This is a genomic window from Candidatus Hydrogenedentota bacterium (genome assembly GCA_035450225.1).
In the GTDB taxonomy this organism is placed as follows: Bacteria; Hydrogenedentota; Hydrogenedentia; order Hydrogenedentales; family SLHB01; genus DSVR01.
In genome coordinates, this window is record DAOTMJ010000002.1 from 324,536 (window position 1) to 346,741 (window position 22,206).

A 22,206-nucleotide genomic window follows, 5' to 3' on the forward strand; every position below is an offset into this window, starting at 1 on the left:
GGATGCCACGGCGCAGTATGGCGGGCATGGCGGCGGTTTTCTGCCTGATGGCGATATCCGTGTCCGGCTGCGCGACGCGGCGTCCGGAACCCCTTGCCCGTCCTAAAAAGTCCCCGTTGATCATTCCCTTGGATCCGCCCCTTTACACTGTCACATCGCCTTTTGGAGAACGGCAGGGCGGTTTTCACCAGGGCATGGACCTGCAAGCATCCAAGGATACGCCCGTTTTGGCCGCGGCGGCCGGCACGGTCGTTTTTTCGGGAAAAGAGCGCGGATACGGCCGCATCGTCAAGTTGGATCACGGCAACGGCCTGATGACGGCGTATGCGCATCTGTCGTCGTCGTGCGTCAACGTGCGCGATGTTGTCCGGCAGGGCGACCGAATCGGGCGCGTGGGCGCATCGGGGAACGCGACCGCCCCCCACTTGCATTTTGAAGTACATGTAAACGGGCATCCCGTCAACCCGGCGCCCTATATTGCGCGATAACCCCGTTGTTCAACGGAATCGGTGGGAAGTCAGGCACGATAGTTCAGTGGAAATTGACACTTTACCATCGTGCATGATACGATCATTCCACCAGCGGACGTTGTAAAACTTACGGAGGTTGAACGCGGGATGAAAGTCGTTTTTACAGGCCGTCACATGGAATTGACGGATGCGCTTAAGTCCTATATCGAGGCGGGTTTACAGAAATTAAAGATACATTTCGACCGGGTCAGCACGGCGGATGTCATTCTTTCGGTCGAAAAACACCGGCATATTGCGGAAATCAATATTCATGTGAACAGCATGCGAATCCACAGCAAGGAATCGTCGCCGGATATGTACGCCTCCGTTGACGCCGTGCTGACCAAACTGGACAAGCAAGTCCGCAAATACAAGGATCGCATCAACAAGCATCAACCGCGGGTGGGCAAAGAAAACCTGGGATACCACCATCAGATTATCGAATCCATCCCCGAAAACGAGGATTCCCCGCAGAACGAAACCCAGCAGCGGCATAGGGTCATTCTGCGCGAAAAACTGACGATGAAGCCGATGAGCGTGGACGAGGCTGTGCTTCAATTCGACCTTGTGGATGACCAATTTCTGGTTTTTTCGAATGCGGATACCCATCAGGTCAATGTCCTGTATTCACGGGATGACGGCACATACGGATTGATAGAGCCGCAGTTTTAGACCGGACGCGGTAGGCCGGGACATGACAGGCGACGAGGCCGATGGCGCGCGCATCGCTTGTCCGGGAGTAGCCGCAATTCCATGGACATACAAAATCTGCCGGTAAACCGAAAGAAGAGCATCGCGGTGGCGCGGCTTTTCGAGCGCATGGCGGAAGACCTCGATCTGGAGGTGCTGGCGGGTTTTCAGGGAATGGGGCGGCCGGTTTTGATTTCCGACATCAACCGGCCGGGGTTGGCGCTCAGCGGCTACCTCGACTATTTTGCCAGCGACCGAATCCAAGTGCTGGGCAACACGGAAATTCACTACATGGAAGACCTGACGACCGCCGAATTGCAGTCCCGGCTGGAAGGCCTTTTTTCCTTTGAAATTCCGGCTTTTCTGCTGTCACGGCGTTTGGAACCCCGCCCGCTGTTTCTCGACATGTGCAACCGCCGGGGCGTGCCGGTTTTGCGGTCGTCGAGCACGACCGATCACGTGATCACGCGCACCATCCTGTTCCTGGCCGACGAATTCTCACCCGAAACCAGCATTCACGGCACCGCGCTGGACTGTTACGGCGTGGGTTGCATCATCGTCGGCGCTCCAGGCGTGGGGAAAAGCGAAACCGCGCTTGAACTGGTTGAACGGGGACACCGGCTCGTGGCCGATGACATGGTGTTCCTGCGCCGCAGTCGCGAGGCCTATCTTTTCGCCGAGACAAACCCGGTCATCGAGCATCACATGGAAATACGCGGAGTCGGCATTATTGACGTCAAGAGCATCTACGGCGTCGGGCATGTACGCAACTCGAAACGGATTAGCCTTATCATTGAACTCGAGGAATGGAAAAAAGATTCCGAATACGACCGGACCGGTCTCAAGGAAGAGCATGTGGAAATTCTCGGCGTCAAAATACCGCATCTCCTGATTCCCGTGCGGCCCGGACGCAACATCGCCATCATCATCGAGGTCGCCGCGCTCAATCACCGCCTCAAGGAACTCGGCGTCCACCCCGCCGTCGAATTCAACAAACGCCTCCTCACCCTCATGTCCGAAAATAATTGAGATTGCAGGCTTTCGTTCCTTGGCATCTAAACAACAAAATACAACAACGATAGCCAAAGAATATCTTGTCCATTTGTCTACCCGGTCCCCTGTGGCCGTTTGCACCTTGCTTGCGGAATACGGCTGTATCCCTGTATGTTGACCCCGGCATGTTGTGGAGAAGTCTTTCTTTTATCTGGAGCCCACAGCCCTATGAAGCGCATCAACCTGATATTCGGGAGCCACTCGCACCAACCCGTGGGGAATTTCGAGGACGTGTTCGAGATGGCTTACGAAAAGGCCTATCGTCCATTCATGGACGTGCTCGAACGGTATCCCGCCGTGCACGTGACACAGCATTACACAGGACCGTTGTTTGACTGGTTCCTGAAACATCGTCCCGACTTCATTGAACGACTGGCGGCGGCTGTGAAGGCCGGACAGATCGAAATCATGGGCGGCGGATATTACGAGCCCCTGCTGTGCGCGATACCCGAACGCGATGCCCTCGCGCAAATCGAACGCATGAACACATTCTGCCTCGAACATTTTGGGGAAGCGCCGAAGGGCATGTGGCTGGCGGAACGCGTATGGGAACCCCACATGCCGCGCACGCTGCAGGCGGCGGGCATCACATATACGGCGGTGGACGACTCGCATTTTCTGTGCAGTGGCCTTGCGCCGGACGAGATGTTCGGCTATTACGTGACGGAAGACGAAGGCCGGGCCGTCAATGTCTTCCCCATACTCGAACGGTTGCGTTATCTCATCCCCTTTCATCAGGTCAAGGAATCGCTTGCGTTTCTTGAAGAGCACGCCACGGAAGACGGCCTGCGGTGCGCGGTCATCCACGACGACGGCGAGAAGTTCGGCGTGTGGCCGGAAACGCATCGCAGCGTCTACGAGGAAGGCTGGCTGGAAGAATTCTTCGAGGCCCTCTCGGAAAACAGGGAATGGCTGCATTGCCTTACCTACTCGCAATACATGGCCAAGGCCCCGGCCATCGGGCGCGTGTATTTGCCCACCGCTTCGTATAAGGAAATGATGGAATGGGCCCTGCCGACGCCCATGCATAAGCGCCTCAAGCGCATTCTCAAAGAAATCGAAGGGGACGCGTCGCGGTCGGACGAATACAAGTTGTTCCTGCGAGGCAGTTTCTGGCGCAATTTTCTGTCGAAATATCCCGAAGCCAACAACATCCAAAAACGGATGTTGCGCGTAAGCGCCCGGCTCGAACGCCTGTCCCGCCGGAAAGACGCCCGTATCGGGGAAGCGCGCCGTTTATTGCACCAGGGTCAATGCAATTGCGCCTACTGGCATGGCGTGTTCGGCGGATTGTACCTGAACCATCTCCGGACGGCGCTTTACGAAAAGTTGATCGCGGCGGACGCCCTGCTGGATCGCGTCGAACATAAGAATGAAAACTGGGTGTCCTGTGAAACACTCGATTTCGACGCGGACGGACACGAAGAGGCCATACTCGAAAACAGTCGGCTCCTGCTGGGATTCAGCGCGCGCGACGGGGGCGCGTTGTTCGAATGGGATTACAAGCCCAAGCCCTTCAACTTCGGCAACACGCTCAGCCGCCGCGAGGAGGAATATCACGAACTCTTGCGATCGGGCCGGGTGCAGATCGGCGAAGAAGGGAAAGGCGAGCACAGCATTCACGAACTCGTGCGGGCGAAGGAAGCCGGACTCGACGAATACCTGGTATACGACGCCTACCGGCGGTCGTCGTTGCGCGACCATTTCCTGCCCGAAGGCATTGAGCCGCGCGCATTGTGGAAGGGCGCGTACGACGAAATGGGCGATTTTGCCACGGGTGCGTATCGTTTGGAAACGTCCAGGGACACGGTTACTCTTGTTCGCGACGGCGTGGTGCGGGCACAGGGAGAATTTCCGATTTGCGTCCGAAAAACCGTCCAGTTGTGTCCGCGTGCATCCGAATTTGAGATCCGCTATGATCTGGTCCAGTCGGGTAGTGACGTGTTGTCGGTGTGTTTCGGCATCGAGTGGGCCGTAAACCTGCTCAGCGGTTCGGCGTTCGACCGGTACTACCGGTCCGACGATCGCGATTTGAAGTATGCAAAACTCGGCGAAATGGGCCGGGACGACGGATTGACGCATATCGCGTTGCGCGACGATTGGCAGCATATCGAGTGCGCATGGCGGTTTGATCGTCCCGCGAATGTATTTCGCTTTGCGATTGAAACGGTCAGCCAGTCGGAAAATGGACAGGAGCGCGTCTACCAAGGCAGCGTGGTTATCCCATGTTGGCCGTTGGTCATGCGACCCGGCAAGCGCACGACGATCGAATTGACGGCCGCCGTGCTCCAAACGGAGTGACATGGAAGAATTACGGGAAGAAGTGTTGATCGTGAACAAGTTGGGCATGCACGCCCGGCCCGCCGCGAAACTGGTGCAAACGGCGCTTCGCTTCAACAGCGATATCCATTTGCAGTCAAACAGCCACATGGTCAATGCCAAGAGCATCATGGGCCTGTTGACGCTTGCCGCCGCGCAGGGCAGTCGTGTCACGCTTATTTGCCGTGGATCGGACGCGCGGGAAGCCATGGATGCGGTCAAAGAACTGTTCGCATCGGGCTTCGGCGAGGATTGACGGGATTCGGATAGAAAACGGCCGTGGAAATCGTACTGCGAGGCATAGGCGTTTCGCCGGGCATTGGAATAGGCCCGGCGCTCCCCTTCGACGTTCACTCGATCGAGGTTCCTCGCTATTCCATTGACGATGTCACCGCCGAAATGCGTCGTTTCCAGACGGCCGTCGAAACCGTCCGCAAGGATCTCAAACGCCTTCATAAACAGACCGTTCATGCCATTGGCGAGCGGCATGGCGATATCTTTACGGCGCATCTTTTACTCCTGGACGATGTCGCCATGCACGAGGAAATCGAGGCGCGACTGGGCAAGGAGCGCCTCAATGTGGAATTTCTGCTCAATGACCTGATTGAACGGTATACGAAGGTCATGAAAACCATCGAGGATCCGCGTTTTCGCGAGCGGACAAACGACCTGCTCGACGTCGGCAACCGAATTCTCGGCAAACTGCTCAACCACGAACGGGCCTCGCTGGAGCACATCCACCCGCCCAGTGTCGTCGTGGCGCATGATCTGTCACCGTCGGACACCGCCAACATTGACGTACCCAATGCGCTCGCCATCGCGACGGATGTCGGCGGCCCGACTTCTCACACGGCGATTCTGGCGCGTGCGCTCGAAATTCCGGCTGTGGTGGGCTTGCGTTACATCGGGGCGCATGTAAAGCCCGGCGACACAATCATCGTGGATGGCGCAAATGGGTACGCGATTGTACGCCCCGAACCGGGGACGCTGGCCGAGTATGCCGAAGAAAAGGAACGCGCTGAACGCCGGCGTCACGCCCTGTTGCAGGTTGAAGACAAACGGGGCTGCGTGACGCTTGACGGCCAGGAGATACCGCTTCTGGCCAATATCGAACTGCCCGTGGAAATTGCATCGTGCCTGCGCGTCAAGGCGTACGGGGTCGGCTTGTATCGCACCGAATACCTGTTTCTGAACAAGAACACGCTGCCGACGGAAGAAGAACAATATCACGCCTATGCCCAGGCCGCCGCCGCGCTGAATCCGTTGCCGGTCACGTTGCGCACGCTGGACCTCGGAGGGGACAAACTGGCGTCGAGCCTGCAACTTTCGCCCGAACTCAACCCGCAACTCGGCTGGCGGGCCATCCGTTTTTGTCTCGAACGCCCCGACATTTTCAAGGCGCAACTGCGCGCCATCCTTCGCGCCAGCGTGCATGGCAATGTGCGGATTCTTTTTCCCCTGGTCAGCGGCATCGAGGAGATCCGGCGCATCAAGCAGGTGCTCGAAGAAGTCCGCGAGGACTTGGCGGATCGAAATGTGCCTTTCCGCAAGCACATACCGATCGGATCCATGATCGAAGTGCCGTCTGCGGTTATCGTGGCCGACGTGCTCGCGCGCGAGTGCGATTTCTTCAGCATCGGCACCAACGATCTGATCCAATACTCGCTCGCCGTGGACCGCGTCAACGAAAAGATCGCCCATCTCTACGAACCGGCCCATCCTGCCATCGTGCGCATGTTGCGCGACACCATCCGCGCCGCCAAGGCGGCGGGGATTCCGTGCAGCCTGTGCGGGGAAATGGCCGGCGATCCCTTGTTCACCGAATTGCTGATAGGGCTTGGCATTGATTCCCTGAGCATGTCGTCCGTGGCCATCCCGGCGGTCCACGCCGAAATCGCCAATACAAGCCTGACCATGGCCAAGCGGCTTGCCAACCGCGTGCTTGGGGCGACCACGGTCGGCGAAGTGCGCCAAATACTCGAGGAACGCTTCAAGAAAAAGGGCGCCTTGGAGCGGTACCTGTCCCGCTTCGGCCCGCAGCAGGCCAAGTAAGGGGCGATCATGGCAAACGCGGCCCCCCTAAGGGTGAGCATCCTCGGTTCGACGGGATCCATCGGGCGCAGCGCGCTGGATGTCGTTCGGCAGTACCCGGATCGTTTCGAAGTCATCGGCCTCGCCGCACATGCCAACATGGCCTTGCTTGCCCGCCAGATCGCCGAATTTCGACCGGCCTATGCGGCCATAACGGGACCCCATGCGGCCGATTTCGATTGTCCATCCGGTGTTGAAATGCAAATCGGTCCCCAAGCCTTGTCATGGTTGGCTTCGATTCCGGCAGATGTCGCCGTGTGCAGCGTGGTGGGCGCGGCCGGACTGCGCCCCGCCTTGGCCGCCATTGACGCGGGCAGCCGTCTTGCCCTCGCCAACAAGGAGCCGATGGTCATGGCGGGCCGCCTCATCATGGCCCGCGCGGAAAAATGCGGCGTGCCGGTAATTCCGGTGGACAGCGAACACAACGCCATCTTCCAGTGTCTGGCCGGTCATCGCGCCGAGGATGTCCGGTGCGTCCATCTCACCGCTTCCGGCGGACCCTTTTACGGGCGCCCGCGCGAAACCTTGCGCGGTGTCACACCGGAAGAGGCCACGCGCCATCCGACCTGGGACATGGGCGCGAAGATCAGCGTGGACTCCGCGACGCTCATGAACAAAGGCCTCGAAGTAATCGAGGCGATGCACCTTTTCCGTCTGCCGCGATCGAAAATCGAGGTTATCATTCATCCCCAAAGCGTCGTGCACAGCCTCGTCGAGTTCTGCGACGGGAGTATTCTCGGCCATTTCGGCGTTACCGACATGAGGCTTCCCATCGCATTCGCGTTGGCATGGCCGGAACGTGTAGAATGCCCGGTGGGCAGGCTGGATTTGGCGGCCGTTCGCGAACTGACGTTTGCCGCACCGGATGTGGCGGCGTTTCCCTGCCTCGGCATGGCGCTAGACGCCGCCGCCGAAGGCGGAACCGCGCCGGCCATCCTCAATGCGGCCAACGAAGTCGCCGTGGAGGCCTTTTGTCAAGGGCACATAGCATTTCTGGACATTGAAGAAGTGGTTCGGCGGGTCTTGAACGCGTCCGTGTTCGAGCCCGACACGGATTTGGAGACTGTCGAACAGGCCGATGCACGGGCACGCGAAGCGGCGCGAAGAGTGGCCGCGAACATAGGCAATATGAGAAATTCCCATGCTGTTGTTTGATATTTTGATCTTTGTAGTCGTACTCGGCATCTTGGTCTTTTTCCATGAATTAGGCCATTTCCTCGCCGCCAAGGCATGCAACGTCTACGTTGACCGCTTCAGCCTTGGCATGCCGCCGCGGGTGGCGGGAATCCGCATCGGGGAAACCGACTACTGTGTCGGGGCATTGCCCTTGGGCGGCTATGTCAAAATGGCCGGCCAGGAAGACACTCCCCTGACCGACGAGGAACGGGAAAACACCTACGGGGGCGTTCCAAGGGAACGCTGGTTCAACAATCGGCCCGTCTGGCAGCGAACCATCATCATTGCCGCGGGGCCTTTTATGAACCTGGTGCTGGCCGTCCTTCTCTACGGGATTGTCGCGGCGGTCGGCGCTTATGTGCCTCTCTCGGACACTGAAGCACGCATCGGCCCGATCCTTCCCGGATCTCCCGCTGAAACGGCGCCCCTTTTCAGAATGCCAACGGACGGTTCCGCGCCCAATCTCGATCGCGAACCCGATGCCGTCGGCTGGCAGACCTCCGATCGCATCCTCACCATCAACGGGAAACGCGTCCGCACCATCGAGGATGTCGGCATAGACGCCATACTCGGCGCGGGCGAACTGATGAGCATCGTAATCGAACGCACGGAACCGGACGGAACTTTGGTCCGTTACCTCTCACCGTTGCGCCCTGTTCCCATGGGCCCGGAAAAACGGTTGCGCTTCGGTGTCGGCGCCTATGAAACCGCGCTCGTGGGAAGCGTAAACGAGGGTTCGCCCGCCGCCGCCGCGGGGCTGCGCCCGGGTGATGTCATCCGGCGGGCCAACGGCAAGCCCGTGGATGCCGCCACCTTTGTCAAAACCATGGAACAAACCCCCGACGGCCAAAACGTGATGCTTGAGGTTGAACGCGAAGGAAAGATGATACCGGTTGTCACGACCCCGCACACCGTGGGCCGCTTTTTGGGCCTGGAGTACGGGGCGTCCTACCGAGGCCGCGGCGCCGTGGACAAACAGGCCCGCCCGGTCATTGTTCATGTCTCGGACGAATTCGCGGCCAAGGCGCCCGTAAAACCCCGCGACATCATTGAAACCATCGAGGGACAACCCGCCACTCTTGCGTTGCTGGATGAAATCGAGCGCTCCCGGCCCGGCCAAACGGTTAACGTGACTATCCGCCGTCCCGCAATCCTGTACGGCCTCTTGCGACCGGAATCGTCGTTGGCATGCGCATTGCCGATTTCGAGCGTGCGGGCCGTCGGCATCCAGATGGACGTCAAAATGATCTACCATCGGGTGAATCCCGGCGAGGTCGTTCCCGAAGCGTTCAAACTGACATGGCAGGCCACCGCCCGAACCTTGCGGACCATCGAAATGCTCGTTACCGGAGCCGTCAGTCCCAAGGAACTTGGGGGACCGGTCATGATTTACCAAGTCACGACCATGGCGGCGCGGCTGGGCTATTCATGGCTGTTGAACATCACCGCATTTATCAGCGTCAATCTGTGCATCTTCAATTTGCTGCCCCTGCCGGTTCTGGATGGGAGCCTCTTGGTCTATTTGGCCATCGAGGCGATTCGCCGCAAGCCGCTGAATACCCGGGTGCTTGAGCGCATTCAACAGATTGGGTTGATGCTCATTGTCGGCCTTTTGCTGTATGTAACGTTCAACGACGTGTCGCGGCTGGTGGCGAACCTTGTGCTTTGATGGCGGATGAGACCGTGCACGGAAGAAGACGGCAACAACCAAGGGAAACAAAGGATCAAAAAGACCGAAAGGACCATTGCCAAACAAAAGTAATCCTTTGTGTCCTTTCGTTCTTGCGTATCCCTTGATCGTCCAACGTTGAATGCGCCGGTTTCGACGGCAATTATCCAATTGAAATGGAATGGGAAAAAGGAGAGAAGTGTATCATGAAGGGCATCACCTGCAAGTTTGGAGGCACGTCGCTGGCGGATGCGGACTGTATCCGCGCCGTGGAAGCGATTATTCGCGCAAATCCCGATCGGCGTTTCATTGTGCCGTCGGCCCCCGGCAAGCGCAACCCCGGCGACAAAAAAATCACGGACTTGCTCCTGGCATGGCATGATCTTGCCCGCAAAGGATTGGATGCATCGCAACCCGCGGGCATCATCCGCGACCGCTACACGGAACTGGCCCGCGAACTGGGTGTAACATTTGACATCGAACGCCATCTTGACGAAATTGCCAGGCAGGTTGAGGCATTTCCCGAACCGGATTTCATGGCTTCCCGCGGCGAGTTTCTCATGGGATGCCTATTGGCCGAATACCTCGGCGCGACGTTCGTGGATCCCGCCGAGTGCATCAAATTCGACGAGGAAGGACTGCTAGATACCGACTCTTACGAACTGCTCGGCAAGCGCCTGCAGGGATCGGGTTTGTTTGTCGTGCCCGGTTTTTACGGTTCCCGGCCCGATGGCCGGGTGAAGACTTTCTCGCGCGGCGGCAGCGATGTCACCGGATCGATTGTCGCGCGCGCAGTACGGGCGGACCTGTACGAAAATTGGACCGATGTCTCCGGATTCCGCATGGCCGATCCCCGCATCGTGCCGGACGCGAAACGCATCGAAGTCATTACCTACGCGGAACTGCGCGAACTATCGTACATGGGCGCGTCCGTGTTGCACGACGAGGCCATTTTCCCCGTTCGCGAACCGGGTATTCCCATCCATATCCTCAATACCAAGAAACCGAATGAACCCGGCACCCTGATCGTTGCCACGCGGACATCGAAATTCCCCGTCGTCGGCATCGCGGGGCGCAAGGGCTTCACGATGATCCACATCGAAAAGGCGCTCATGAACAAGGAACGCGGTTTCGGACGCCGCGTGTTGAGCGTCCTCGAGGAGCACGGCGTCAGTTTTGAACACATGCCGACCGGCATTGACACCATCTCGCTCATCGTTCGCGACGACGAACTGGCCAACCACGGACCGGCCGTCATCAAGGGCATCGAACGGGTCTGCGAACCGGATCGCGTGACGCTTGCCCCGGGCCTTGCCGTCATTGCCACGGTGGGGCAGGGCATGAACCACCATATCGGCGTGGCGGGCCGATTGTGCACCGCCCTGGCCAATGCGAACATCAACCTGCGCGTCATCAATCAGGGTTCTTCCGAAATGAACATCATCATCGGTGTCGAGGAAAACGATCTGGACGGCGCCGTACGGGCCATCTACAACGCGTTCGCCGATTGGGCGTAGTATCCGTTCCCCCATTCGTGCTCATGCTCATGCTTGCGCTCGTACTCGCTTCGTCTGATTATGTTTCGATTGCGAACGCGAAGAACAAGGAAACTTAGCCGAATTTTACCGGCAAAACGGGTAGTCGGTCTTTTGTTGAATGCAGTCTTGAAACATTTGCCATTGAGGGATATATCATGCGTCGCACAAAAATGGTTTGCACGATGGGACCCAGTTCGGACAATCCCGAAACGATTCGGGAACTCGTGTCGGCCGGCATGGACGTCGCGCGTCTGAATTTTTCGCACGGCACACGGGAAAACCACCGCGTCACGCTCGAATCCATTCGCGCCATTGCCGCCGAACTCGGGCGGAATGTCGCCATTCTGGCCGATTTGCAAGGGCCCAAAATGCGCACGGGACTTCTGCGAGGAGGCGGTCCCGTCACGCTTGTGGAAGGGGCCGCCCTCTGCATCACGACACGATCCGTGCCCGGCGACGCCGCGTGCGTTTCCACGACCTACGCGAATCTGCCCAACGACGTGCAGGGCGGCGACCGGATTCTGCTGGCGGACGGCACAATGGAACTGCGCGTCGTTCGTGTCGAGGGACCGGACGTGCACTGCTCGGTCGTGCGGGGCGGCGCGCTGGGCCAGCACAAAGGGATCAATCTGCCGGGCGTGAACGTCAGCGCCCCTTCGCTCACGGAAAAAGACGGCGAAGACTTGGCGTTTGCGGTGGCGGCGGGAGTGGATTATGTGGCGCTTTCGTTTGTGCGCAAGGCGGGCGACATCCGGTTATTGCGAGAGCGGCTCGGCAGGTTGTGTGGCGGCGGTCCGCAACCGGGCGTCGTTGCAAAAATCGAACGCCCCGAAGCGCTCGAAAATTTCGACCGGATTCTACCCCTCTGCGACGCCGTCATGGTCGCACGGGGCGACCTCGGCATCGAGGTGGATCTGAACGACGTCCCACAACTCCAAAAACAGATGATCCGTAAGTGCAACCAATACGGCATTCCGGTCATTACCGCCACCCAAATGCTCGAATCCATGATGACCAGTCCAACACCCACGCGCGCCGAAGTCAGCGACGTGGCCAACGCCATCTACGATGGAACCGACGCCGTCATGCTCTCCGGCGAAACGGCGGCGGGCCGGTTTCCAATCGAGGCGGCCCGGACCATGGCCGCCATCGCCGAAAAGGCCGATGCCGCCATTGCGAACATGTGGACCGAACACCCGTCCGAAACCTCCCATCCGGCCGTTTGGGGCGAATCGCCCAGCGATGCCGTCGCGGAAGCGGCATGGCACATGGCGCACAAATTGCCCGTGTCCCGCATCGTCTGCTTCACGCAGAGCGGATTCACCGCGCGCGCCATTGCGCGATACCGGCCCGGCGTGCCCATTACGGCCATCACGCTCACCGAGGCGACATGGCGCCGGTGCGCCCTCATTTGGGGAGTCGAAGCCATACAGCACGGCGAAATCGAGGGCGTGGACGCCATGCTTGGAACGGTTGATGCCGTCGTTCGTACACATTGCGGCGTACGGCCCGGCGAACAGGTAATTATCGTCGGCGGCCTCCCGATGGCCGTCGGCGGCATCACCAACTTTCTCAAATGGCACACCATCGGCGAAGTGTCTTGAACGCTGTCGAGGAAAGAAGAGATGCCACAATCGGGGTAAGCGTCCGTAAGCAAACCACCGCTTGAAGGCGACGCCCAAGACCGTCAAAAAAACGAATTTTTTTGGACAATCTATTTCACATGAGAGTACCGAGTTCTTGAGACAAAAGAATGAAAAGTTCCACGAAGATTGGCGTTTCCGGACAATTTCATGTTGGATCAGGTATCGAGTGCTTGTGGTGAAATTGAAAATGGCCGCTCTGTAGCGCCGATTTCCAAATCGGCATATCGTGTTTCAGCAAGCCGATTTGGAAATCGGCGTTACATTCCGAGGTCTTCACGACTCCGGGAACACGGTACTCTCAAGTATTTCACTTGCGCCGTCCCACCCGGACCACTTCGATGCGCACCGGTACGACCCCCTCTCGAATCATGTCGAGTTCCCGGGCCGCCGCCTTGGACAGATCGATGATCCGGCCGCGGACAAAAGGTCCCCGATCGTTGATGCGCACCTTTACGCTGCGGTTGTTTTTCAGGTTCTTGACCAGTACGACGGTGTCGAACGACAGTTTCCGGTGGGCCGCCGTAAAGGCCATCGGATCGAACGGCTCGCCCGAGGCCGTCAACCGCCCCTTGTATTCGTCGCCGTACCAGCACGCCTTGCCCTTTTCGACGTGCTTGCGCCCCCACGGCATCAGGTGGCAGCCGGTCAGGCAAAAACAAAAAAGGAGCGCGACGACCGCCGCGCTCCCGTGTCGGGTCAGGAGTTTCATCGAAAGGGTCTCTACGGAAGATACTTGCTGATTCGTTCCGCCACCTTGGCCACCACATCGGGATTCTTGTATTGGCCGCTGGCCAAATGTTCCCGCGCGGCCTCGACGCGTTCCGTCCGAACGTCGTCTTGAAGCGCCAGCGCCTGTAGCGAATTCGCCAGTTTTGCGGCCGCCTGCGCCTCGCTGCTGATGACGAGATCGTCCTGCTGTGCGGCGGTTTGGCCGACTTCGCGTTCCTTTTCGCGAACCTTGGCCGGTCGTTCGGGCTTGGGTTCGGGGACCCCGCCGATTCCATTTATACCAACCATATCCGTGCTCCTCGAACGATCATATCGTTCGCCTTACTTCTCGCTTTCGTCTTATTTATCGGGAAATATCCGTAAAACTTTAGGCGAAAACCGATATGCCCGAAATCCGCCGCCAACCACCAACCACCAGCGGTCAACCACCAACCACCAGCCACCTAACTCATTTCGTCACAACCTTTTCCGGACGATTAGCCTCATACGAGCGACGGGCCGCCAAGGCCATCAACAAGGCTGCACGCGCATCCTCTCCGGTCACGGGAACCGGTTGGTTCGACAAAACCGCCCCGGCAAACGCGCGCATTTCGGCCAGAAAACTTTCCGTATATCGCTCCATGAAGAAATTCAGGGGAAGGTCGCGTCCGACTGACGAAGCGTTTGCAATAATCGCTGAATTCGCATAATTATTGTCTGTCTGGATGCTGCCCTTCGATCCAAAGGCCTCGACACGTTGATCGTAACCGTAAACGGCCTGTCGGCAGTTGTCAATGGTCCCCATGACGCCATTGCGGAAGCGAAGCACAATCAGGGCCGTATCCAGGTCGCCTGACGCGCCGATGGCCGGGTCCACCGTTACCCCGCCCGACACATACACCTCCTCGACCTCGTCGCCGGCCAGGAACCGGGCCATGTCAAAATCGTGGATCGTCATGTCCATGAAGATGCCGCCCGAAACCTTGACATATTCGATGGGCGGCGGCGCGGGATCGCGACTGACGATGTGGAGGATGCGCAAAGCGCCGATTTCGCCGGAAGCGATGGCCTTGCGGACCCGCGCGAAGTTGGCGTCGAAACGCCGGTTGAATCCGAGTTGAAGCTTGACTCCCGCCTTTTTGACGGCGGCGAGGGCCTCGTCCACCTTGTCCAATGCAAGGTCAATCGGCTTCTCGCAAAAGATGTGCTTGCCGGCGTTCGCGGCCTCGACGACGATCCGGGCGTGCGTGTTCGTCGGCGAGCAGATCGCCACAGCGTGAATGTCCGGGTCGTTCAGGATGGCGTGATAATCACCAAGCGCCTTGGACACGCCCAATCGCACGGCGCACGCTCGCGCCGCCTCGACATTGACATCGGCAATCGCCCCGAGCCGAACGCCCGGCAACCGGTGCGCGAGATGTTCCGCATGCAGTTTTCCGATACGCCCAACCCCAATCAATCCGACATTCAGATGTTCGCTCGCCATGAACAAACTCCCCGGTTGCAATAGGGACCATTCTAACGCATTGGATCATTCCGTTGCCATCTCGTGCTCGTGCTCGAATCATCGAAAACACGTGATGGCGCGCGGCCGTATGGAATTGTACTAGCCGCACAATGTATAGCCGGTCGAAACGTATTCAGCCGGCGCGGACAAGTCTCTCCGATCAACGGCAATTACGAGCATGAATACGAGAACGAGCACGAGCATGAGCACGAGGCGGTCGGCGTTCACTCCGACCGGCAATTAGGCAAACACCCTCGATTGGACAGGTCAACGCGAAACGGCGCGCGGGGACACGCGCCCTCCCGCCCCATATTTTGTTTGATGTGCCGCAGCGCGCGGCTGGCCGTGTGAAATTACGCCCCGTTCGTCAATATGAATTCGGCGCCGTCCCACATCACATAGGATCGGTGGCGGCGCCAATCACCGCAATTGATGTAAAGTCCCGTGCCGCCGGGAGCGGGACATTCCTCGCGGATGGCGGCGTGGGCGTGCCCCATGAGGACGACGTCGGCCTTCCCCGCAGCCAGCACGCTTTGGGCATGAGCGCGCAGGGCCTTGGCTTCGCTGCCCCGTGACGGATCCTCGACCATGGTCATGTGCCGGCTGCCGTGTGAGACCCCTCGCGCAAGCCCCATCGCAAGGTCGGGATGCAATTGTCGAAACAGGGCAATCGCGAGGCGGGATCGGGCCACTCGCTTGTATAGCCGGTACAGGCGGTCCTTTGGATTGATTCCGTCGCCGTGGGCAAGCAGGACGCGCCGCCCGTTCCAATCCATCACCACGGGATCGCGATGAACGTGAAAACCGAGTTCGGTTTCGAGAAAACGGCCTGCCCAGAAATCGTGGTTTCCGCAGACAAGGTGAAGTTCGACGTCGGCGTCGCGCGCGTCGGCGAAGGCGCGCAACACCGGAAAGTAACCGGAAAATACAACGTGCCGGTATTCGAACCAGAAATCGAAAAGATCCCCCAGAATGAAGATTCGCCGCACGCCGTCCCGTTGCCATTGGCGGATTTGGACGGCCATGGCATCCACGGTTTCACGGCCTTCAAGGCTCGTTTCGAGATGGGCATCGGAAAATGCGATGGTTTTTTTTCCCGCCATCATCGCAGAAAGCGCATCTTTCCCGGCGGCCAGAAACAAAGCACGGCTCTCCCGACCAGACAGGCATCGTCTATGGGCCCGAAACTGCGGCTGTCCTTGCTCACGACACGGTTATCGCCAAGGACATAATAGGTTCCCGGTGGAAGGCTTACGTCCGGCATGCGATCGTCGCAGGACTGCGGTCCCGGTGGGAGATAAGGCTCGAGTATGCGTCTATTGTTGACGTAGACCGACCCTGAATCGAAACGAACATGCACGGCGTCTTCCGGGGTGTCATGCGCCTGCGCCGAAGCCGTTTTCGAGGCGGAGGATTTTGGCCCGCGGGCGATAATCCGCTTCACATAGCGTTTGTTGGGTTCGTTTCGGCTGTCGAATACGACGATATCGCCTTCCTTCAAGGCCTCGATGCCGCTGAAGATCCGGAATTGGCTCAGGATATGCGGCAACTTGAACACAAGAATCCGTTCCCGGTCGTTCAGGGTGGGATTCATCGAAGGCCCTTGAACTTCATAACCTTCTACGATATAAGTCTTTACGATAAAAAATGCGATCAGAAACCAGACCACCATTTTGATGAATTCAATGGCTTCGCGCTTGATTTCTTGGGAGGGGACCGTGGATGGAGGGGGATTTTCCGCCAAGACTCCAATGCCATTGTCTTCGTGCGATTCAGACATCTCAAAGTTTCCGGTTGTCGGTCCTGTATCCTATCGGCCTAAATGTACCACTTATCAGCGCGTTACGCAAATCGGCGATGGATTGGATGGGCGTGTCGAAGTCGGTGCAGTAGCGGCCGACACCCTCCAGTTGGTGCGCATCGCTGGCTGCAACCGGCCGGAAACCGGCCTGCCGGGCGAGTTGGGCGGCCAGACGTTGCTCGTGTTCTTTCATGTTGAGGCTTCGCACCTCGATGGCGTCAATCGGCAGATTCGGCAGTCGCTCGTCGAATCCCAGGCCGGCCCGCGTCGGATGGGCGGCGATGCAAACACCGCCCCGATCGTGGACGCGCGCGACAGCCTCTTCCGGCGGCATTCCGGGCGCAAAATGGGACGCCTCGGCCGCGTCAAGGCCGTAAATGAGCAAATCCCCCCGCGCCGTCGCATATTCGAACCCGGCCATGACCAGAAAAGGCGCTTCATGCGAACATTCGACCAGCGCCGCCAATTCGTCCGGAGTCCATTGATAATGATGTTCGGTAATAACGAGGCCGTCCAGCCCGGCCCGCACCGCCTGCCGGATCAGCAAATCGGGGTCAATATAACTGCACGGAGAGTAGCGGCGCGTGTGAACGTGCAAATCGATGAGCAATCCCATGTTGTGTCCTACGTCTCCAAGAGACCCAACGCGCGCGCCGGTTCCGAATCGGCGATATAACGCGGGACCAGGATCTCGCAATCGCCCACGGCCTGCCGGGCCAGAAACAAGACGCCGGCCGGGTGTTCGCAGGCGATTTCCTTCAGGTATTGCCACCATTCGCCGGGGTCGGCGGTGCGGCCAAGCAGGAGGGCCGGGATTTGGCGCGGGTCTTCGCCCTGTTGTTCCTCGATTTCCTCGGCCAATCCCAGCGATTCCGCCATCCGGCGTTCGAGACGCGCGCCGAAACCCCGGGCAAAGGCGGTAGCCTCGCGAAATCGCCGCGCGAAATCGTCCCATGTCGGATCGCGCCGCCGGACCCATTCCACAAAAAACGCGAGCCGTAGTTCGGTGGAACGGTTCTCCAGACGGGCGGCCAGCGCCGGTTCCATCAGGTAACTCAATGCCATGGAAAGAAACGGCGCGGTTTCCCGCACGCCGGCGCAATCCTCGGGGCGTTCAGGATAGACTCCGTGCAGCATGAGCGCGCGGGTTTGGTAATCCGGCACTGCGGGAAGCGGTTCCGGAAACGCCGCATAATCATAGGCCAGCCCGGCGGCAATGACATACCCGCGCACGCCCGTGGACAAGTTTCCCGCATCGAGCGCCGCGTCGGCCTGCGCCAGGAATTCTTCCTGCATGCGCGCGCGTATGCGCAGGATTTCGTAGGCCTGTGCCGCGCTGGAGGTTTTTTCAAGCCGGACGGCCTGGTCCGCAAGGGGCAAGATGAGTTCCGAAGGCAACTGGGCGGGCCGGTTGGCGTCGAGTTCGCCCTGGACATGCCGCATCGTTTCCGGGCGCTTCACGAGTTCGAGGAATCGTTGAAACGCCGCGTCGCGCCGCATTTCGTCGTCCGGCAGCAGGTAAGCGTACTTGGGCATTGCGAACGATTGCGACGAGTCGCGCCGGGCCGGCGAAAAAGGCGCAAACAGGAGCCTGAAATTGACGATGTCGCCCTCGACAATGGCCTTGGCCAGTGCCGACGCCAGATCGTCCGGGTCCACGGTTTTCATTGTCGCGGATGATTTCGCGGCGGCCATGATCAAGAGGCTTCCCCGGCCAGCATGGCCGTTACGGCGCGTTTTCGCTCGTCCCAGTCAATCCGCGGCGTCGTCACTTCCCAATAGGGCAACCGTTCGAGAATGCGTTGATACAGGCTTTGGCGATAATGGCGCAAAATGCGCGAGGCGTGGCGTTCGTGCGCCGCATCCCAATTGCTGGCCTCGACACAGCCCTTGTCGCGTCCCGCTTCCAGCATGGCCTCTTCGACATAACGGGACAGGAAATGCCGCAATTTGGCGTCGTAGGCCCGCCGGGCGGCATCCGCGTTCGTCCCATCCGACTCGACCGCCTTCCGCCATGCGTCCTCGAGCGCGATCAATTCCGTTCGTGCGGCCCAATAGGCGTCGCGCATGTCGTTTTCGCGCAAAATATAGAACGACGCATTCAATTTGGCCATTTCGAGGAGGTAACGATCCCGCCGTTCGCCGGTGATTTCGACCCGCGCAATTTCCATTACGAGGTCTTTCATCAGTTGCTTGTAGGCGTTTCGCACTTCGCCCGGTTTTGCATCCGGCGCGATTTTCAAGATCTGAAAATAGTTTACATATCCATCGTCAACCATGGATGTATTGTACCGCCCCCATGACCCATCCCTCAAGAAACCGGCCGGCTTCCCTTTCGCGATCGGGTGCGTGCTTGTATTCATCTGCTCTGAACGCGCATGGGGAATTTTTCGGGTGCAAAACATAGGACAGGCTGTCCAGTCTGTCTCTTCCGAAGACACGCCATGTCCATGAACGGACAGGCTGGACAGCCGGTCCCGCGCACTTACCCTTGATTTCTGCTCGCGAGTTTTTTGAGGCGTCCCCGATTTTCCGCTATCCTGAAACGTGGCGTGGTTGTTTGCCGTAATTGTTTAGGCGACTTGCCTGATCTGGCATGTCGAACCGGATTGCGTGAAAGATGGAGGATGACGGACATGGCCCCGACAGGACGGAGAACTTTTCTAAAGGAAGCGGCCGCATGCCTTGCCTTGTCATCGGTTGCGCGCGGGGAGGAATCAACGCCTTCAAACCGATCAAGACCCAACATCCTCTGGATCACCTGCGAAGACATCAATCCACATCTGGGCTGCTACGGTTATTCCCGCGCCCGGACGCCAAACCTGGACCGCATGGCGTCCGAAGGCGTCCGGTACACGCACGCCTTCAGCGTGAGCGGCGTCTGCGCGCCGAGCCGATCCTGCCTGATTACGGGCATGTATCCCACGACGCTCGGCACACATCACATGCGATGCAATCACACTCCGCCCCCGCATGTGCGATGTTTTCCCGCCTATCTGCGCCGCGAAGGCTATTACTGCACGAACAACGTCAAGACGGATTACCAGTTCGATGTGCCGCCGGACGCCTGGGACGATTGCAGCCACACGGCCCATTGGCGCAACCGCTCCCGGCCCGACAAGCCGTTCTTTTCCGTGTTCAACTTCACGATCTCGCACGAATCCTCGATCGGCGATTTGGATTCGCTACACGATCCGCTGAAAACAAGGCTGGGGGCGTTGCACGATCCCGCGGGCGTCGAACTGCCGCCCTATTATCCGGACACGGAAATCATCCGAAAACATTGGGCGCATTACGAGGACGTCATTTCGGCGGTGGACGTGCAGGCCGGGGATATTCTGAAGCAACTCGAAGAGGACGGCTTAGCGGACAACACCCTCGTGTTTTTCTTCGGCGACAACGGGGCGGGTCTGCCGCGCGCCAAACGATGGATGTACGATGCCGGCATCCATGTGCCGCTGATTGTGCGATGGCCGGGGCATATCGAACCGGGGACGGTATCGGATCGCCTGGTCAGTTTTTTGGATTTCGCGCCCTCGGTGCTCTCTGCCGCCGGAGTCCCCATCCCCGGCCACATGCAGGGCGTTCCGTTTCTCGGCCCCGCCGCCGGTCCGCCGCGCCCGTTTATTTTCGCCGCGCGCGATCGCATGGACGAACGCTACGACATTATCCGGGCCGTCCGGGACCGCCGTTTCAAGTACATCCGCAACTACGAACCGGCGCGTCCCTATGCACAGCCCCTCTCGTATTGCGAAAGCTGGCCGGTCATGCAGGAAATGAGGCGGGTCGAAAAAGAGGGAAAACTCGGCGAGTCGGCGGCCCTGTTTTTCCGGCCCGCGAAACCGCCCGAGGAATTTTACGATACCGCTGCCGACCCGCACGAGTTGAACAACCTCGCCGGACGGGGTTCTGAATTTCGCGATGAACTGGAGCGAATGCGGGCGGCGATGAACGAGTGGCAGCGGGAAACGCGGGATTTGGGGTGCATTGTCGAACCGGAACTCGACGACTGGCTGGCCGGACGGCTTCCCGATGCCAAAAGCAAGCGTTTCTACACGTTGGCAAAAGAACACGGCAAATCACAATCCGACACGGACATGGATAAAACCGTCCTTTTCGGAAAATCCCTGGCCGAATGGATCAACGATTTGAACGGGGACGATCCGTTGGCCCGCGTTTGGGCCGCGATGATCATCGCGATGGCGGATCCCGAACCCACGGCGCTTCTGTTCGACATGACCGGCGATCACGATCCCAGCGTGGCCTACTGGGCGGCGGTGGGCATCGGCCGGAACGGCGCGTCTGCGCAAAAGGCCGATGCGGATTCAACGTTGCGCGTGGACCATTTGTCGGCGCTGTTGCGGCACGAAAACGCCACCGTGCGTCTTGGCGCGGCGCGCGGACTGGCCGCCCTGCGTCGCGGCGATCTTGCGGTTCCGATTGCCATTGCCATGCTCCAGGAAAAACACTTTGCGCACAGGCTTCTTGCCGTACAGGTCCTCGAGGACGTGGGAACCGGCCATCCCGGCGTTGAGGAGTCGCTCAAATCCGCCCTGAACGACAAGGATAAATACATTGTGCGCGTGGCCAACTGCGCACTGGGCCTTCCGCCGGTGCGATAGACGGCCACGCACTCCATCGTCGCCATCCGGCTCGAACTGTCCGGAATCCGGGAATTCGACACGCCGAAGCATATATAATTTGAGAAGAAAGCGAATGCACAAAAACGACTTGAGGCGCCTTTATCGAATGAATCTTTTCCCCGCCACATCCAAGGCAATGGTTCATTGGGTCATTCTGATTTTGGCCGTCGCAACAGGCAAATCCGTTGCGGATTCTGTTCAATTGAACGATTTGCCGGTGACCGTAATCAAACAAAAAAAAGAATGGCGGCAGGGACGCGAAGCGCCCGCCGGCACAGATATCTTTTATGAAGCCGGGAAATTGGGGAACGGATCTGTTTTGCGGGTGGGCGTGAAGTCCAAAGGGGACTTGGCGGGCACGGCGAGCCTTTCCGTGCGGGTTGACGGAATCGTCAAACGGGAATGGACGCTTCCATTGGGGGAACAATGGAAAGACGAGCGCCTGGAATTGGACGGGATCGGCGCCGTGGGCGCCGCGATCCAGTTTCACTTCAGGAGCGTGCAGCCCTTCTGGATTGGCCCTTGCGAAGTCGTCGCGCCCAACCCATCAAGGCCCAACATCATCATTTATCTGATTGACACGCTGCGCTTGGATCGCCTTTTCGTCTATGGCTATGAACGTCCGACATCCCCCGCCATGGACGCCTTCGCGAAAGAATCCGTTCGATTTACCCAGGCTGTTCCCCAAGCCCCGTCCACGCGCTGTTCCGTCGCTTCGATGCTCACTTCCACGTATCCTCCCGAACAAAGCGCCAACGAGGCTGTCTTTCGGCCGGGTTTGCCCCGGCTTGCAACGAGGCTTTCCGAAGGCGGCTACGAGACCCATGGCATCACATCCAACGCGGTCACTTTGCCC

The 22,206-nt window shown here is 59.0% G+C and carries 21 protein-coding genes; 12 read left to right on the top strand and 9 right to left on the bottom strand.

Annotated features, from left to right (window positions below; genetic code table 11):
* Window positions 1-2 precede the first annotated feature (2 nt).
* The 10 genes from P5540_02985 (at window position 3) to pyk (ending at window position 12,649) form a co-directional block, all read left to right on the top strand.
* A complete protein-coding gene (locus P5540_02985) occupies window positions 3-488 on the top strand; it encodes a M23 family metallopeptidase (GenBank protein HRT63765.1) in 486 nt (161 codons plus the stop codon).
* A gap of 129 nt (window positions 489-617) precedes the next feature.
* Window positions 618-1,181, top strand: a complete 564-nt coding sequence (gene raiA / locus P5540_02990) for a ribosome-associated translation inhibitor RaiA (GenBank protein ID HRT63766.1) — start codon at window positions 618-620, stop codon at window positions 1,179-1,181.
* An 81-nt stretch (window positions 1,182-1,262) separates the two neighbouring features.
* On the top strand, window positions 1,263-2,228 hold the full coding sequence (gene hprK / locus P5540_02995) for an HPr(Ser) kinase/phosphatase (GenBank protein HRT63767.1): 966 nt from the start codon (window positions 1,263-1,265) through the stop codon (window positions 2,226-2,228).
* 192 nt (window positions 2,229-2,420) lie between these two features.
* Window positions 2,421-4,553, top strand: a complete 2,133-nt coding sequence (locus tag P5540_03000) for a DUF1926 domain-containing protein (protein HRT63768.1) — start codon at window positions 2,421-2,423, stop codon at window positions 4,551-4,553.
* 1 nt (window position 4,554) lies between these two features.
* Complete coding sequence (locus P5540_03005; GenBank protein HRT63769.1) at window positions 4,555-4,827, top strand: HPr family phosphocarrier protein; 273 nt, start codon at window positions 4,555-4,557, stop codon at window positions 4,825-4,827.
* Between the two features lie 23 nt (window positions 4,828-4,850).
* Window positions 4,851-6,623, top strand: coding sequence for a phosphoenolpyruvate--protein phosphotransferase (gene ptsP / locus P5540_03010; GenBank protein ID HRT63770.1), 1,773 nt, complete (start codon window positions 4,851-4,853; stop codon window positions 6,621-6,623).
* Between the two features lie 9 nt (window positions 6,624-6,632).
* Window positions 6,633-7,817 (top strand): 1-deoxy-D-xylulose-5-phosphate reductoisomerase, encoded by a 1,185-nt coding sequence (gene dxr, locus P5540_03015; protein HRT63771.1) that lies wholly within the window; start codon window positions 6,633-6,635, stop codon window positions 7,815-7,817.
* Window positions 7,804-9,507, top strand: a complete 1,704-nt coding sequence (locus P5540_03020) for a site-2 protease family protein (GenBank protein ID HRT63772.1) — start codon at window positions 7,804-7,806, stop codon at window positions 9,505-9,507. Before dxr ends, P5540_03020 begins: the two co-directional genes overlap by 14 nt.
* Before the next feature lie 206 nt (window positions 9,508-9,713).
* Window positions 9,714-11,024, top strand: a complete 1,311-nt coding sequence (locus P5540_03025) for an aspartate kinase (protein ID HRT63773.1) — start codon at window positions 9,714-9,716, stop codon at window positions 11,022-11,024.
* A 176-nt stretch (window positions 11,025-11,200) separates the two neighbouring features.
* Window positions 11,201-12,649, top strand: a complete 1,449-nt coding sequence (pyk, locus tag P5540_03030) for a pyruvate kinase (GenBank protein HRT63774.1) — start codon at window positions 11,201-11,203, stop codon at window positions 12,647-12,649.
* A gap of 349 nt (window positions 12,650-12,998) precedes the next feature.
* On the opposite strand, the gene P5540_03035 is transcribed toward pyk, so the two are convergent.
* The 9 genes from P5540_03035 to P5540_03075 form a co-directional block, all read right to left on the bottom strand.
* A complete protein-coding gene (locus tag P5540_03035) occupies window positions 12,999-13,322 on the bottom strand; it encodes a septal ring lytic transglycosylase RlpA family protein (GenBank protein HRT63775.1) in 324 nt (107 codons plus the stop codon).
* A gap of 89 nt (window positions 13,323-13,411) precedes the next feature.
* Window positions 13,412-13,708, bottom strand: coding sequence for a flagellar biosynthesis anti-sigma factor FlgM (locus P5540_03040; protein ID HRT63776.1), 297 nt, complete (start codon window positions 13,706-13,708; stop codon window positions 13,412-13,414).
* A 160-nt stretch (window positions 13,709-13,868) separates the two neighbouring features.
* Complete coding sequence (iolG, locus tag P5540_03045) at window positions 13,869-14,885, bottom strand: inositol 2-dehydrogenase (GenBank protein ID HRT63777.1); 1,017 nt, start codon at window positions 14,883-14,885, stop codon at window positions 13,869-13,871.
* Window positions 14,886-15,005: 120 nt separating this feature from the next.
* Window positions 15,006-15,146 (bottom strand): hypothetical protein, encoded by a 141-nt coding sequence (locus tag P5540_03050; GenBank protein ID HRT63778.1) that lies wholly within the window; start codon window positions 15,144-15,146, stop codon window positions 15,006-15,008.
* 113 nt (window positions 15,147-15,259) lie between these two features.
* Window positions 15,260-16,012, bottom strand: a complete 753-nt coding sequence (locus P5540_03055) for a UDP-2,3-diacylglucosamine diphosphatase (GenBank protein ID HRT63779.1) — start codon at window positions 16,010-16,012, stop codon at window positions 15,260-15,262.
* A complete protein-coding gene (gene lepB / locus P5540_03060) occupies window positions 16,009-16,686 on the bottom strand; it encodes a signal peptidase I (GenBank protein HRT63780.1) in 678 nt (225 codons plus the stop codon). Before lepB ends, P5540_03055 begins: the two co-directional genes overlap by 4 nt.
* Window position 16,687: 1 nt before the next feature.
* On the bottom strand, window positions 16,688-17,323 hold the full coding sequence (locus P5540_03065; GenBank protein HRT63781.1) for a PHP domain-containing protein: 636 nt from the start codon (window positions 17,321-17,323) through the stop codon (window positions 16,688-16,690).
* Window positions 17,324-17,331: 8 nt separating this feature from the next.
* The gene (locus tag P5540_03070) at window positions 17,332-18,402 is read right to left on the bottom strand and encodes a hypothetical protein (protein ID HRT63782.1); all 1,071 of its coding nucleotides are present in this window, start codon (window positions 18,400-18,402) and stop codon (window positions 17,332-17,334) included.
* Between the two features lie 2 nt (window positions 18,403-18,404).
* Complete coding sequence (locus tag P5540_03075) at window positions 18,405-18,986, bottom strand: hypothetical protein (protein ID HRT63783.1); 582 nt, start codon at window positions 18,984-18,986, stop codon at window positions 18,405-18,407.
* A gap of 357 nt (window positions 18,987-19,343) precedes the next feature.
* Here P5540_03075 and P5540_03080 point away from each other — a divergent pair, with 357 nt between their 5' ends.
* Window positions 19,344-21,329: a sulfatase-like hydrolase/transferase gene (locus tag P5540_03080; protein HRT63784.1), complete on the top strand. Its 1,986-nt coding sequence runs from the start codon at window positions 19,344-19,346 to the stop codon at window positions 21,327-21,329.
* A 127-nt stretch (window positions 21,330-21,456) separates the two neighbouring features.
* A partial coding sequence (locus P5540_03085; GenBank protein ID HRT63785.1) for a sulfatase-like hydrolase/transferase occupies window positions 21,457-22,206 on the top strand: 750 nt, incomplete at its 3' end.

Bases quoted from the DNA above. Each gene is read 5' to 3' on its own strand.
- P5540_03020 (HRT63772.1), top strand. From the start codon at position 7,804: ATGCTGTTGTTTGATATTTTGATCTTTGTAGTCGTACTCGGCATCTTG.
- P5540_02985 (HRT63765.1), top strand. From the start codon at position 3: ATGCCACGGCGCAGTATGGCGGGCATGGCGGCGGTTTTCTGCCTGATG.
- P5540_03035 (HRT63775.1), bottom strand. From the start codon at position 13,322: ATGCCGTGGGGGCGCAAGCACGTCGAAAAGGGCAAGGCGTGCTGGTAC.
- P5540_03080 (HRT63784.1), top strand. From the start codon at position 19,344: ATGGCCCCGACAGGACGGAGAACTTTTCTAAAGGAAGCGGCCGCATGC.
- dxr (HRT63771.1), top strand. From the start codon at position 6,633: ATGGCAAACGCGGCCCCCCTAAGGGTGAGCATCCTCGGTTCGACGGGA.
- iolG (HRT63777.1), bottom strand. From the start codon at position 14,885: ATGGCGAGCGAACATCTGAATGTCGGATTGATTGGGGTTGGGCGTATC.
- P5540_03055 (HRT63779.1), bottom strand. From the start codon at position 16,012: ATGATGGCGGGAAAAAAAACCATCGCATTTTCCGATGCCCATCTCGAA.
- hprK (HRT63767.1), top strand. From the start codon at position 1,263: ATGGACATACAAAATCTGCCGGTAAACCGAAAGAAGAGCATCGCGGTG.
- raiA (HRT63766.1), top strand. From the start codon at position 618: ATGAAAGTCGTTTTTACAGGCCGTCACATGGAATTGACGGATGCGCTT.
- P5540_03025 (HRT63773.1), top strand. From the start codon at position 9,714: ATGAAGGGCATCACCTGCAAGTTTGGAGGCACGTCGCTGGCGGATGCG.
- P5540_03040 (HRT63776.1), bottom strand. From the start codon at position 13,708: ATGGTTGGTATAAATGGAATCGGCGGGGTCCCCGAACCCAAGCCCGAA.
- P5540_03070 (HRT63782.1), bottom strand. From the start codon at position 18,402: ATGGCCGCCGCGAAATCATCCGCGACAATGAAAACCGTGGACCCGGAC.
- pyk (HRT63774.1), top strand. From the start codon at position 11,201: ATGCGTCGCACAAAAATGGTTTGCACGATGGGACCCAGTTCGGACAAT.
- lepB (HRT63780.1), bottom strand. From the start codon at position 16,686: ATGTCTGAATCGCACGAAGACAATGGCATTGGAGTCTTGGCGGAAAAT.
- P5540_03065 (HRT63781.1), bottom strand. From the start codon at position 17,323: ATGGGATTGCTCATCGATTTGCACGTTCACACGCGCCGCTACTCTCCG.
- P5540_03005 (HRT63769.1), top strand. From the start codon at position 4,555: ATGGAAGAATTACGGGAAGAAGTGTTGATCGTGAACAAGTTGGGCATG.
- P5540_03075 (HRT63783.1), bottom strand. From the start codon at position 18,986: ATGGTTGACGATGGATATGTAAACTATTTTCAGATCTTGAAAATCGCG.
- P5540_03000 (HRT63768.1), top strand. From the start codon at position 2,421: ATGAAGCGCATCAACCTGATATTCGGGAGCCACTCGCACCAACCCGTG.